Below are 13,862 nucleotides of genomic sequence, written 5' to 3'. Positions count from 1 at the left end.
TACGGACATGACATCATTGCAATGTGGCAATCAACGTAAAACGATAACGATTCGGCGGTTCGGCTCGTCTCCGCGGCTGAACGTGCGAACCTTGTCATGCTGCTGCAGCCAAGAGTGAATCACCTTGCGCTCCGCAGGCGACATCGGCTCCAGCACCACTTCCTTGCGCGTCCGGACGACGCGTTCCGCCAGCCGGTCGGCCAGCTCCTGCAGCGTCTTGATCCGGCGCTCGCGGAACTGCTCGGCGTCCAGAACGATGCGCACATGACGATCCGAAAAGCGGTTGGCGACAATATTGACCAAGTACTGCAGCGCATCCAGCGTCTGGCCGCGGCGCCCGATCAGCATGCCGAGCTCCGAGCCGTGCAGATGAAGCTGCGTACCATCTTTGTCCTGTTTTTGTTCGATCCGCACATCAAGCTTCATGCTGCGAAGAACTTCCTGCAGGAACGCGACCGCTTCCTCGATCGCATCGGGCAGCAGCTCAAGCTCCACTCGGGCGTCTTTCGCCCCGATGAGGCCGAACAAGCCTTTGGAGGGCTGCTCCAGCACGCTGATTTTCACCCGTTCCTCCGGCACGCCGAGCTGCCCGAGTCCGTTTTTGACGGCTTCGTCAATCGTTTTACCCGTAACCACGATTTTCTTCATATCATCGCACCCTTACTTTTTAGATCCGCCCTTTTTATTAGGTACACCATAAATAAAGTAAGATTGAACAATGGTGAACAGGTTGCTGTATACCCAGTAAAGCGGCAGCGCCGAAGCGAAATTCATCGCCATCACGAAAATAAGAATCGGGAAAATAAACATCAGGCTTTGCATTTGCGGGTTCATTTGCGACGACATCATTTTTTGCTGCAAGTACGTCGTTAGCGCAGCCAGGAGCGGCAGAATGTAATAAGGATCTTTCGTGCCGAGCTGCATCCACAGGAAGGAATGTTCGCCGATGTGATGGTTGCGCATGATCGCGTTGTAAAGCGCAATCAAAATCGGCATCTGCACAAGCACCGGAAGACAACCGGCAAGCGGATTGACGCCTTCCTTCTGGAACAGCTTCATCGTCTCTTCCTGCTGCTTCTTCGCGTCGTCTTTATGTTTTTCCTTCAACTTCTGCAGTTCCGGTTGCAGTTCCTGCATCCGCTTCGAGCTTTTGTATTGTTTCAACGTCAACGGCAATATAATGAGCCGGATAATAATCGTTACGATAAGAATCGATAATCCGTACTGCCCTCCGAGCAGGTTGGCGAACCAGTCGAGCGTATTGGCCAGCGGCCCTACCGCATACTTGTCCCAAGTGCTATTAGTCGGATCGATGGGGGCGTTGGCGGGACTGCATCCGGCCAGCAGCAGCAATACCGACACGAGCGGTATATATTTCAGTAATCGGCGCGTCAAAAGAGTATCCTCCCAGTATCATCTTTTCCAATAATCAACTATATCATATCTTTGGACACAAAGAAACTGATCCCCGCGAATCACTGGCCCCGAAGGCAGCGTACCATCGCGAAACTCAGCCGGGTCCCGGACTATTTTCTTTGCGCTGCAGCAGCGACGCGCGTTTAAACACGTGCAGCACGCTCTTTTCCATCTCGTGATAGGACATTTCGGCCGCCGGCTTCCGGGCAATGAGGATCAGATCGTACCCTCCCGGAATCCGGGCGGCGTTTAACCGCACAATCTCCTTTAAAAGGCGCCGGATCCGGTTGCGCACAACGGCGTTGCCGAGCTTCTTGCTGACCGAAACCCCAAGCCGAAACGAAGCCTGCTGCGGCTGCACTTTATAATACAGAACGAACTGGTGATTCGCAGCGGATTTGCCGTGACGATATACCTTATCGAAATATTCTCTTTTGGTCAGTCGGTTTTCCTTTTCCACGCGGCATCGCTCCATATGGTCAATCCTTAGCGGCATAGGCTTTCCTATCGTTCGCGAATTCGACCCGATTTAAACGAATGCAACAAAAAAGACCACCTGACAGTGGTCTCTCGTCTTATGCGCTCAGTACTTTTCTTCCTTTTTGACGGCGAGCAGCCAATACTTTACGGCCGTTCTTCGTGCTCATTCTTTTACGGAAGCCATGAACTTTTTTGCGCTTTCTAACGTTCGGTTTGAAAGTCGGTCTCATCTATCGTGCACCTCCTCGAAGGATTTCGTTCCCAATCCCCAAAAATACCTTTTTACATTAAACCACTTTACGTGTCAAAAGTCAACTTCCAGCATACAAAAAGTTATGCACAAGCTTCGGCCAAATTCGACCAATTCTCCCCTGTGAATAAAAAAATCGAGTTTTCCACCACTCTTGTCGAATTGTAAACAGATTATAAACAATATCTAGTGCTGTTGATAACTTATATACACAAGGTCTTGGGTATGTGGATAATCCCAAACATTCCATTGCGAACGCGGGTCTTTTTTGATATCATGAATATGTTTTCTTTTGTGGATACGGATTTTTTCCAACAATGTTATCAACAACCTGTGGATATCTCTGTGAACAATTTTCAGTGCCTCTGTATAATGAAAATTTCGTAAACCTGCACATTGTGGATAGTTTCGACAGCATCTGATTTTTTTCTACAGGGTCGCGGCTTATGCCATACCGGTTATTTTTTTTAAGGAGTGAATAGATTGTGGAAAGCCATCCCAACGACCAGTGGCAGCAAGTTCTTTCCATATTGCAAAAAAGGGTGAGCAAGCCAAGCTACGAGACGTGGCTGACTTCCACAAGAGCCGTGGCATTCAACGATTCCACGGTCGTCATCTGTACCCCCAACAATTTTTCCCGGGAATGGCTTGAAAACCGGTATACCAAGCATATAAAGGAAGCCGTATTCGATTACTGCGGCAAGCAGGTCGAATTAAAGTTCATCATCGAGTCCGAAGACGAAGCCGATTCGTTCAGCCGCTCTTCCTCCCCGTCAACCATTCCTGCAAGCGCGCCGCGAACCGCCGTTTCCGAGGAAACGGTCAGCCACATGCTTAATCCCAAGTATTTGTTCGATACGTTTGTCATCGGATCGGGCAATCGCTTCGCTCATGCCGCTTCGCTCGCGGTCGCCGAAGCGCCGGCCAAAGCATACAACCCGCTGTTTTTGTACGGCGGCGTGGGACTGGGGAAAACGCACTTGATGCACGCGATCGGCCATTACGTGCTGGAGCATAATCCGAGCGCCAAAGTCGTCTACATCTCGTCCGAAAAATTTACGAACGAGTTCATCAATGCGATCCGGGATAACCGGGGGGAAAGCTTCCGCAACAAGTACCGCAATATCGACGTGCTTCTTATAGATGATATTCAATTTATTGCGGGAAAAGAATCGACGCAGGAAGAATTTTTCCATACGTTTAACGCGCTGCACGAAGAGCGGAAGCAGATCATCATCTCCAGCGACCGGCCGCCGAAGGAAATTCCGACGCTCGAAGAACGGCTGCGCTCCCGGTTCGAATGGGGGCTCATCACGGACATTCAGCCTCCGGACCTGGAGACGCGGATTGCCATTTTACGCAAAAAAGCGAAAGCCGAGAACCTGGATATTCCCAACGAAGCGATGGTCTACATAGCGAACCAGATCGATTCGAACATTCGGGAGCTGGAAGGCGCCTTGATTCGGGTGGTCGCTTACTCGTCTCTTATTAACGAAGACATTACGTCGCATTTGGCGGCCGAGGCGCTCAAGGATATTATCCCGAGCAGCCGTCCGCGGGTGATCACGATTCACGACATCCAGCAAAAGGTCGGCGAATTTTATGGCTTGAAGCTGGAGGATTTCAAAGCGAGGAAACGAACCAAAACCGTGGCTTTCCCGCGGCAAATCGCCATGTATCTGGCCCGCGAGATGACCGACTTTTCGCTGCCGAAAATCGGCGAAGCGTTCGGCGGGCGCGATCATACGACCGTGATTCATGCGCACGAAAAAATATCCGCAGCACTCAAATCGGATCAGGAATTATATAAAATCATCCAGAACATTACCGAAAAAGTGAAAAACTTGACGATGTAACGATTGGCGTCTATTCACAGCCCTCAATCCACAACTGAATAAAGGGGAGCCTATGCACACACTTATTCACATGTGGATAGGCTCTCTTTTTGCCTTATTCACGCAGTTATCCACATATCCCGAGGCCCTACTACTATTACTATAAAAAAACATGTAATATAGAGGTATATGCGCGACTCTCCCATTTTAGAACCCGTAGGAGTGAAATTATGAAGTTAACCGTACTGAAAGAATTTTTAAACGAGTCGATTCAGCACGTTTCCAAAGCCATTTCCAGCAAAACGACGATTCCCATTTTAAGCGGAATTAAAATAGACGCCGATTCCACCGGCATCACGCTGACGGCCAGCGATACCGATATTTCGATTCAGAGCTTCATTCCCAACGAAAAAAATGAGCTGCAAGTCATCGACCTGAAGCAATCCGGCAGCGTCGTGCTCCCTTCCAAGTTTTTTGTGGAAATTATCCGCAAGCTTCCGGCGCAGCAGATCGAGATCGAGGTCAAAGACCATTTCCAAACGACGATCCGTTCCGGTTCTTCGGAAATTCAGTTGGTCGGACTCGATCCGGAGGAATACCCGATCATGCCGGGCATTGAAGAAAACAAACGGATTCAGATCCCGAGCGATTTGCTTAAAACGATGATCAAGCAAACCTCGTTTGCCGTGTCCACGAACGAAGCGACGCCGATTTTGACCGGAATTTTGTGGACCATTTCGAACGGAAAGCTGAAATTTACCGCTTGCGACCGGCACCGTCTGGCTTCCAGGGAAACGACCATCGATACGGACGTCGATTTCTCCCTTAATAATATTTCCATATCTGGGAAAACTTTGAATGAACTGTCCAAAATTCTTCCTGATCAAAACACGCTGATCGACGTCGTGTTCGCCGAAAATCAGGTGCTGTTCAAAATGAGCTCGATTCTTTTCTATACCCGTATCTTGGACGGAACGTATCCGGATACGTCGAAGCTCATTCCGCAAGCGTATCAGACCGAGCTGGTCGTCAATACGGACAATCTGGCGGACGCGATCGACCGCGCCTATCTGCTTTCGAGGGAAGAAAAAACGAATATCGTGAAGCTCGTCATGCACGAGGACCAAACCATTGAAATTTCCTCGAGCTCGTCCGAGCTGGGGAAAGTCACCGAGGATTTGACGACGGCCAGCCTCAAAGGGGAGCTGCTGCGCATTTCGTTCAACTCCAAATACATGCTCGATGCGCTCAAAGTCATGGACAGCGAGCAGATTCATATCGGTTTTACCGGTGCGATGCAGCCGATCATCATTCGTCCCGACGAAAATTCGAGCCTGCTGCAGCTTATTTTGCCGTACCGGACTACAGGCTAAAGGAGCGCCTTTCACGGATGAAAAATATCGGCATTCGCACCGAATATATTACGTTGGGGCAATTTTTGAAGCTCGCCGACTGTATCTCCACCGGCGGGCAAGCCAAGAGCTTCCTGCAGGAGGCTACCGTCATCATCAACGGCGAGACGGATAACCGCCGCGGCCGCAAGCTGGTGGCCGGCGACATCGTCAACGTTGCGGGCTGCGGCGAGTTCCAAGTCATACAAGAATAAAGCCTGGCATATGCTTTCGAAGCCGGCATTGCTGCACAATGCCCAAGCATATGCTTTCGAAGAAGGCTTTGCTGCGCAAAGCCCTTAGGAGGAACTCTTTTGCAATTAAAACGGCTTTCATTGCAGCATTACCGTAACTACGACCAGATGGAATTCCAAACCGACAACATGGTCAACATCATTGTCGGACCGAACGCACAAGGCAAAACGAACCTGCTCGAATCGATCTTCGTGCTGGCGCTAACCAAATCCCACCGGACGCATCAGGATAAAGAGCTGATCCGGTGGAACGCTTCCTCCACGCTGCTGCACGCCGAAGTCGAAAAGCGCTACGGTACGGTGCAGCTCGATTTATCCATATCGCAGCAAGGCAAAAAGGCCAAGGTGAACGGGCTGGAGCAAAAAAAGCTCAGTAATTTCATCGGGGCCTTAAACGTCGTTATGTTTGCGCCTGAAGATTTGGAGATCGTCAAGGGTTCTCCCGGCGTCCGCAGGCGCTTTCTCGATATGGAGATCGGGCAGGTTTACCCGGCCTATTTGCACGACCTCTCGCAGTACAACAAAATATTGCAGCAGCGCAACAATTACTTGAAGCAGCTGTTTTCTTCGCCGGGTAAAGCTTCCATGCTGGACGTATGGAATGAGCAATTAATGCAGTTCGGTGTTAAAATTATGAAAAAACGTCAAAGCTTTATAAAGAAGCTGCAAGCATGGGCCGAAAAGATCCATGCCGGCATTACGAACGGCTCCGAGCAGCTTCGCATCGAGTACGACTGCGCCTTGTCCCACGCGCTGGAACAAGAAGACGCTGTTTTATTTGACCATTTTATGATAAAGTTATCACAGGTGAAGGATCAGGAGCTTCGCCGGGGCGTGTCGTTGGTCGGGCCGCACCGCGACGATCTGCGATTTTATATCAACGACAAGGAAGTGCAGACGTTCGGCTCCCAAGGGCAGCAGCGGACGACGGCTTTGTCGCTTAAGCTGGCCGAGATCGAGCTGATCCGCGAGGAGGTCGGCGAATATCCCCTGCTCTTGCTCGACGATGTGCTCTCCGAGCTTGACCGCTACCGCCAAACCCAGCTTATCGAGACGTTTCAACGCAAGGTCCAAACCTTCATAACAACCACTGGCATTGAAAGCATAGATTTGTCAAAACTGGAAAGCGCTTCTGTGATTCACGTTCGGGACGGAAGCTTGACATAGATAGTTTTGCCGATAAGGAGTGGGCCAGCGTGTTTATCCATTTGGGCGGAGAAAAAATTATTCGCGCCGCAGAGCTTGTCGCCATTTTTGACCTTTCCATTGAGAAATCATCGAAAATATCGAAACAATTTATAACGTATGCCAATAAAGACAAGAAGGTGGAAGTCATCGGCGAGGAGGAAAGCAAGTCGCTCGTGGTGACCCAGACGAAAGTATACTATTCTCCGATTTCGTCCATGACCTTGAAGAAACGGGCTCATCATCTGTTAACGAACTAGATCTTTGAAACGCTTCGTAAGGAAGCTTTTCTTAATTACGGAAAAGTGGGTGTCTGCATGTCTGTGAATCCAGGTACAACTTATGATGAAAGTCAAATCCAGGTGCTTGAAGGTCTGGAGGCCGTTCGCAAGCGTCCGGGGATGTACATCGGCTCAACAAGTAGCCGCGGCCTTCATCATCTGGTATGGGAAGTCGTCGACAATAGTATAGACGAAGCTTTGGCAGGATATTGCACCAGAATCCAAGTCATCGTTCACCGGGATAACAGTGTTACCGTTATCGACAACGGGCGCGGCATTCCGGTCGGCGAGAATCCGAAGCTGAAAAAATCGACGGTAGAGGTCGTCCTTACCGTGCTTCATGCCGGCGGCAAGTTCGGCGGCGAAGGCTATAAGGTGTCCGGCGGCTTGCACGGGGTAGGCGTCTCCGTCGTGAACGCCCTTTCCAAGAAGCTGATCGTAGAAGTCAAGCTGAAAGGCAAGGTGCACCAGCAGGAATACCGTTACGGTGTTCCGCAGCATGAATTGCAAGTGATCGGCGAGACCGACGAAACGGGAACGAAAGTGACGTTTTGGCCCGATGAGCAGATTTTTACGGAAACGACGGAGTACTCGTATGAGACGCTCCAATCGCGGATTCGTGAACTGGCGTTCTTAAATAAAGGCATCGAAATTACACTGACCGACGAACGTACGGACGTATCCCAGTCGTTTTTCTACGAAGGCGGGATCGTCTCGTTCGTCGAGTTTTTGAATCAGAACCGCGAAGCGCTGCACCAAGCGATCTATGTCGAAGGGCAAAAAGACAACATTCAGGTGGAAATTGCCCTGCAATACAACGACAGCTACACGGAGAACATCTATTCGTTCGCCAACAACATCAACACGCATGAAGGCGGTACGCACGAGTCCGGCTTCAAAAGCGCATTGACCCGCATATTGAACGATTTTGCGCGGAAATTCAATGCGATTAAAGACAACGATGCGAATTTGACCGGCGACGATGTGCGCGAGGGAATCACGGCGATTATCTCCGTGAAAATTCCGGAACCGCAGTTCGAAGGCCAGACGAAGACGAAGCTCGGCAACAGCGAAGTTCGCGGGATTGTCGAGTCCCTTTTTGCGGAGAAGCTGCAGGAATTTATGGATGAAAATCCGACCATAGCACGCAAAATCATCGAAAAAGGCGTTCAGGCGCAAAGAGCCCGGGAAGCCGCGCGGAAAGCGCGCGAGCTGACGCGCCGCAAGAGCGCGCTCGAAGTCAGCTCCCTGCCGGGTAAACTGGCCGACTGTTCGTCCAAGGACGCTTCGATCAGCGAAGTGTATATCGTCGAAGGGGACTCCGCCGGCGGCTCCGCGAAGCAAGGACGCGATCGGCATTTTCAAGCCATTTTGCCGCTGCGCGGTAAAATTCTTAACGTGGAAAAAGCGCGTATGGACAAAATTTTGTCCGACAACGAAATCCGGGCTATCATTACGGCGCTCGGTACGGGAATCGGGGAAGATTTCGATATTGCCAAAGCGCGTTACCATAAAATCATTATCATGACGGACGCCGACGTCGACGGCGCCCATATCCGGACGCTGCTCCTGACGTTCTTCTACCGCTACATGCGCAAGCTGATCGAAGCTGGCTACGTCTATATCGCCCAGCCGCCGCTTTACAAGCTCGAACGGAACAAAACGGTGCGCTATGCGTACAACGACAAGCAGCGAGAAACGATCTTGTCCGAATTCGGCGACGGCGTCAAAGTGAATATTCAGCGTTATAAAGGTTTGGGCGAGATGAATCCGGAGCAGCTGTGGGAGACGACCATGGACCCGGAAAGCCGTACGATGCTCCAGGTCAGCATTCAAGATGCGATCGAAGCCGATACGATGTTTGATACGCTGATGGGCAGCAATGTCGAGCCACGGCGCGACTTTATCCAGCTTCACGCCAAATTCGTCCAAAACCTGGATATTTAACGGCTTAGCCCATGCGAAATATGAAAAAATACGGCTTGTTGTGGCTGCTCGCGGCAGTCGCTTGGCTGCTGCTCGTCCCGGGCCTGTTCCATGGACGGGGAACGGACGTCTGGTACACAGACCGGGTAGCGGTCATCGCCTATCACCATATCGACGATCACACGCAGGGCGACGTTACGATAACGACGGCGCGCTTTCGCGGCCAACTAACCGATCTGCTGCAGCGGGGATACCATTTCATATCGCTGCAGCAGTTTCGCGATTTTATGGCCGGCGGGCCGCTGCCGCCCAATGCCGTGCTAGTCACGTTCGACGACGGCTACCGGAGCTTTTATACGAATGCTTACCCGATCTTGAAAGAACTGAATATTCCTGCCGTGAACTTTGTCATTACGAAAGATCTTGAGCATCCCGATCAGAGCCTGATTCCCTCGCTTTCCAGGGATCAGATCCGTTTTATGACCCGGGAAATGAAAGACATCGACGCCCAGTGCCACTCGGATAGCCTGCATGACCGGGCGCCTGACGGCGGGCCGCTGTTGACTTCCCGGCTTCCTAAGGATGGCGGCACCGAAGATCTGCCGCAATTCGAACAGCGGATTACGGATGACACGAAAGCATGTGTCAACAAGCTGAAGGAGCTTTATGATCGTCCGGTGGATGCCTATGCGTATCCATTCGGCTACTATGACGAGCAATCGATCGCTTTGCTTCGCAAGGCAGGCATTCGTTACGGTTTTACGACGGCAAGCGGCTTGACCGGCCGGGATGCGGACCCGATGCAAATTCCGCGCATTAACGCAGGCAGTCCATTTGTTAAAGAGAACTCATTGAATAATTTAATTATTAAATCGATTTCCCGTAAGTCTTCATAGCAACGTTCTTATACCTTTTTATAGCAGTAGTTCTTAAGAGCAGATAGCATGTAGGAGGGGTACACATGTCGGAAGAATCTCGTTCGCAGATTAGAGAAATCGATATCGGCTCGGAAATGCGCACCTCCTTTATGGATTACGCAATGAGCATCATTGTCAGCCGCGCTCTGCCGGATGTACGGGACGGGCTTAAGCCGGTGCATCGCCGTATTTTGTATGCGATGTCGGAGCTGGGTATGGCGCCGGACAAGCCGTATAAAAAATCCGCCAGGATCGTCGGCGAAGTCATCGGTAAATACCATCCGCACGGCGACTCGGCCGTTTATGAAACCATGGTCCGGATGGCGCAGGATTTCTCCTTGCGCTACATGCTCATTGACGGTCACGGAAACTTCGGCTCCATCGATGGCGACATGGCTGCGGCCATGCGTTACACCGAAGCGCGCTTGTCCAAGATTGCGATGGAGCTGCTTCGTGACATCAACAAAGAAACGATCGACTTTGTGCCTAACTACGACGGCGAAGAACAAGAGCCTGCTGTTCTGCCGGCGCGTTTTCCAAACCTGCTGGTGAACGGTTCGTCCGGGATTGCGGTCGGTATGGCCACCAATATTCCGCCGCACAATATGATCGAGGTTATTAACGGCGTTCAGCAGCTGATCGAAAACCCTGATGTGACGCCGCTCGATTTGATGCAATCGATCAAAGGCCCCGACTTCCCGACGGGCGGTTATATTATGGGCCGCGAAGGAATCAAGCAGGCGTATGCAACCGGACGCGGTTCCGTGACCATGCGCTCGAAAGCGACCATCGAAGAAAACGGCAATAAGGCACGGATTATCGTGCACGAGCTGCCGTATCAAGTGAACAAAGCCCGGTTGATCGAAAAAATCGCCGAGTTGGTCCGCGATAAAAAAATCGACGGCATTACCGATTTGCGCGACGAATCCGACCGCAACGGGATGCGTATCGTCATTGAACTGCGCCGCGACGTCAATCCGAATGTCGTACTGAACAACTTGTACAAGCAGACGGCGATGCAGTCGAACTTCGGCATCATCATGCTTGCACTTGTCAACGGTGAGCCGAAAGTGCTTAATCTGCGTGATATGCTGTTCCATTACTTGGAGCACCAGAAAGTCGTTATTCGCCGCAGAACCGAATACGATCTTCGTAAGGCGGAAGCGCGTGCGCACATCTTGGAAGGACTTCGCATCGCCTTGGATCATTTGGACGAAGTCATTGCCTTGATCCGCGCTTCCCGTACGACCGAAGAGGCCCGTGACGGCTTGATGCAGCGCTTCAGTCTCAGCTTCGATCAAGCCCAGGCGATTCTGGACATGCGTCTGCAGCGCCTCACCGGGTTGGAACGCGAGAAGATCGAAGAGGAATATGCCGAGCTGCAGAAGAAAATTGCCGAATTCAAGGCGATTTTGGCCGACGAAAGGCTCGTTTTGAATATCATCAGCGAAGAGCTGAACGAAATCAAAGAGAAGTTCGGCGACGACCGCCGTTCCGAAATTACGATCGGCGGAGACAGCATCGAGGATGAGGACTTGATTCCTCAAACCGACGTTGTCATTACCATCTCGCATACCGGTTATATCAAGCGACTGCCGGTATCGACGTACCGCAGCCAGCGCCGCGGAGGCAAAGGCGTCATCGGGATGGATACGAAAGACAACGACTTTGTAGAACACCTGTTCGTAACGAACTCGCACCATTATTTGATGTTCTTTACGGATAAAGGGAAAGTGTATCGTCTCAAGGCGTACGAAATTCCGGATCTAAGCCGTACCGCGCGGGGAACGCCGATCATCAATCTGATTCAGATCGAACAAGGCGAGACGATCAATGCGGTTATCCCGGTCGAAAGCTTTGATTCCGACAAATATTTGTTCTTTGCCACAAAGAACGGCTTGGTGAAGAAGACGCCGCTTGACGATTATTCCAATATCCGCAAAGGCGGACTTATCGCCGTAACCTTGCGTGAGGACGACGATTTGATCGGCGTCAGGCTGACGGACGGCAACCAATCGATCATTATGGGAACGAAGCAGGGCATGTCCATCCATTTCCCTGAACAGGAAGTAAGAGCGATGGGCCGGGCCGCCACCGGCGTCAAAGGGATTCAGCTCGACGAGGACGACGCGGTCATCGATATGGATGTCGTGCATGAGGATAACAGCGTGCTGATCGTAACCTCCAAAGGGTTCGGTAAACGTACGCCGGTTTCCGAGTACCGTCTCCAATCCCGCGGCGGAAAAGGGATCAAGACGCTTAACGTGACGCCGAAGAACGGCCCGGTTGTCGGTCTCAAGATTGTTCAGGAAGAAGAGGACCTCATGATCATTACCGCATCGGGAACCGTTATTCGGACCAGCATGTCCGGCATTTCGCTCATGGGCCGTAACACACAAGGGGTCAAGCTCATTAACATTCGGGAAGAGGACGAGGTATCGACCTTGGCTCGTGTGGATAAGAGCGAGGAGCAGCCAGAGCTCGAAGAGGGCGAGGAGTCTTCGGAAGGCCAGGAAACGCAAGAATAACTAAACCTTTAAATATTTTAGACGAAGATGAGAGGAATGGGGCTTACATCCCCATTCTTTTTCGTTTATAATAATTACATATGGGTCTAAAGTATTATTTTTTTTGACAATCTTTGATCCGCGGAAGCTGACAAGAGGTAAGGTGAGGGAATCCCATGGTAACCGTTCCTGTTTCCCAATTGAAACCCGGCGAAAGAATTATCGAGAATGTGCTCACCAAGTTTAACAATATTTTGTTCATGAAGGGAAAAATCGTATCGGAGCGCGATCTGGATATTTTGCGGGCATTCCTCATTCCATCCGTTCAGATCGAGTCCAAAGACGGGGAAGCGGAGCCTGCCGCGCAGGAAGCGGCGTCTGAGGAGCAAGCCGACAACGTCCTGCCTTTTCATGAGCATTATCATAAAATGCTGCATCTGCTTCGCCGCGTATTTAATACTGCCGCATCCGGAGGACACAACCCGCCGATTTTGGAAATTCGTACGACGCTCGAAGCGCTTATTAAAAATATTGACCAGTATAACGTGCTGACGTTCAATCCGCGTCACTTTCAACTGAATGATTTTATTTACCACAACAGCATTATGGTTAGTCTGACATCGTATCTTTTGGCCAAATGGCACGGGTTATCTTCCAAGGAGTTAATGCAGGTTGCGCTTGCCGGATTGCTGCATGATATCGGCAACGCCAAAGTGGATGCCGCTATTTTGTTCAAGCCTACCAAGCTTACCGCCGAGGAAACCGAAGATATGAAGCGGCATACCATTATCGGCTACAACATGTTGAAGCTTGTTCCGGCGATCAACGAAGGGGTCAAGCTGTGCGCCCTCCAGCATCACGAGCGGGAGGACGGTTCCGGCTATCCGCTTGGCATTCACGGCGATAAAATTCATACGTATTCCAAAATCGTAGCCGTTGCCGATATGTTTCACGCCATGACGAACGACCGTTTTCATAAAAAGGCTGTCTCGCCATACCTTGTTTTGGAGCAGCTTCAAAAAGAGTCATTCGGTAAAATGCAGCCTGCCATCGTTCAGACGTTTATAAGCAAAGTAACCGCATTCCACAACGGCATGCTTGTCCGGTTGAGCGATAACCGGGTTGGCGAAATCGTGTTCTCCGACCGTGCGCATCCGACGAGACCATGGGTTAACGTGAACGGCAAAATTAGTAATCTTACGGTAGAACGTCATTTGCATATTCAAGAGGTTATTCAAAAATAAAATATTTTCGGATCAAGGCTTGACTTTCGATTCGATTATATGTTACATTAGTCTTCGCCCTTCAAAGGGTGAGGGCTTTTTTTCTCTCGCATCATCTTGGTAGAAAAAAAGTACTTGCAATCGAATAGGCAGATGTGATATATTAATTAAGTCGCCGCTAAACAAGGCGATAAGGA

General features: G+C 50.7%; 13 protein-coding genes. 9 read left to right on the top strand and 4 right to left on the bottom strand.

The genetic code is table 11. The features are described 5' to 3' along the window. Positions 1-30 precede the first annotated feature (30 nt). The 4 genes from jag to rpmH form a co-directional block, all read right to left on the bottom strand. Entirely contained in the window at positions 31-648 is a 618-nt protein-coding gene (gene jag, locus NI000_RS14535; protein WP_253411675.1) for an RNA-binding cell elongation regulator Jag/EloR, read from the bottom strand. Between the two features lie 12 nt (positions 649-660). Further along, a complete protein-coding gene (gene yidC, locus NI000_RS14530; RefSeq protein ID WP_253411673.1) occupies positions 661-1,395 on the bottom strand; it encodes a membrane protein insertase YidC in 735 nt (244 codons plus the stop codon). Positions 1,396-1,510: 115 nt separating this feature from the next. Continuing rightward, positions 1,511-1,876 carry a ribonuclease P protein component gene (rnpA, locus tag NI000_RS14525; RefSeq protein WP_253411671.1) on the bottom strand — a complete coding sequence of 122 codons (366 nt, stop codon included), beginning with the start codon at positions 1,874-1,876 and terminating at the stop codon, positions 1,511-1,513. A gap of 115 nt (positions 1,877-1,991) precedes the next feature. After that, the gene (rpmH, locus tag NI000_RS14520; protein WP_054975180.1) at positions 1,992-2,126 is read right to left on the bottom strand and encodes a 50S ribosomal protein L34; all 135 of its coding nucleotides are present in this window, start codon (positions 2,124-2,126) and stop codon (positions 1,992-1,994) included. Positions 2,127-2,631: 505 nt separating this feature from the next. On the opposite strand from rpmH, the gene dnaA reads away from it, so the two are divergent. The 9 genes from dnaA (at position 2,632) to NI000_RS14475 (ending at position 13,686) form a co-directional block, all read left to right on the top strand. After that, a complete protein-coding gene (gene dnaA, locus NI000_RS14515) occupies positions 2,632-4,002 on the top strand; it encodes a chromosomal replication initiator protein DnaA (RefSeq protein ID WP_253411668.1) in 1,371 nt (456 codons plus the stop codon). Between the two features lie 209 nt (positions 4,003-4,211). Further along, the gene (gene dnaN, locus NI000_RS14510; protein ID WP_253411667.1) at positions 4,212-5,354 is read left to right on the top strand and encodes a DNA polymerase III subunit beta; all 1,143 of its coding nucleotides are present in this window, start codon (positions 4,212-4,214) and stop codon (positions 5,352-5,354) included. Positions 5,355-5,371: 17 nt separating this feature from the next. Then, positions 5,372-5,587, top strand: coding sequence for a S4 domain-containing protein YaaA (yaaA, locus tag NI000_RS14505; protein WP_253411665.1), 216 nt, complete (start codon positions 5,372-5,374; stop codon positions 5,585-5,587). A gap of 99 nt (positions 5,588-5,686) precedes the next feature. Next, on the top strand, positions 5,687-6,793 hold the full coding sequence (gene recF, locus NI000_RS14500; protein ID WP_216795429.1) for a DNA replication/repair protein RecF: 1,107 nt from the start codon (positions 5,687-5,689) through the stop codon (positions 6,791-6,793). A gap of 29 nt (positions 6,794-6,822) precedes the next feature. Beyond that, positions 6,823-7,071, top strand: coding sequence for an extracellular matrix regulator RemB (gene remB, locus NI000_RS14495; RefSeq protein WP_010502242.1), 249 nt, complete (start codon positions 6,823-6,825; stop codon positions 7,069-7,071). 57 nt (positions 7,072-7,128) lie between these two features. Further along, on the top strand, positions 7,129-9,039 hold the full coding sequence (gene gyrB / locus NI000_RS14490) for a DNA topoisomerase (ATP-hydrolyzing) subunit B (protein ID WP_253411663.1): 1,911 nt from the start codon (positions 7,129-7,131) through the stop codon (positions 9,037-9,039). An 11-nt stretch (positions 9,040-9,050) separates the two neighbouring features. Next, positions 9,051-9,914, top strand: coding sequence for a polysaccharide deacetylase family protein (locus NI000_RS14485; protein ID WP_253411661.1), 864 nt, complete (start codon positions 9,051-9,053; stop codon positions 9,912-9,914). 65 nt (positions 9,915-9,979) lie between these two features. Further along, positions 9,980-12,463, top strand: a complete 2,484-nt coding sequence (gyrA, locus tag NI000_RS14480; RefSeq protein ID WP_253411659.1) for a DNA gyrase subunit A — start codon at positions 9,980-9,982, stop codon at positions 12,461-12,463. Between the two features lie 155 nt (positions 12,464-12,618). Further along, on the top strand, positions 12,619-13,686 hold the full coding sequence (locus tag NI000_RS14475) for an HD-GYP domain-containing protein (protein WP_253411657.1): 1,068 nt from the start codon (positions 12,619-12,621) through the stop codon (positions 13,684-13,686). The last annotated feature ends 176 nt before the right edge of the window (positions 13,687-13,862 follow it).

Source organism: Paenibacillus tyrphae, assembly GCF_024158745.1.
Classification (GTDB): Bacteria; Bacillota; Bacilli; order Paenibacillales; family NBRC-103111; genus Paenibacillus_G; species Paenibacillus_G tyrfis_A.
The sequence above is the reverse complement of the archived record's forward strand: the minus strand, read 5'-3'. Positions and strand labels throughout refer to the sequence as shown.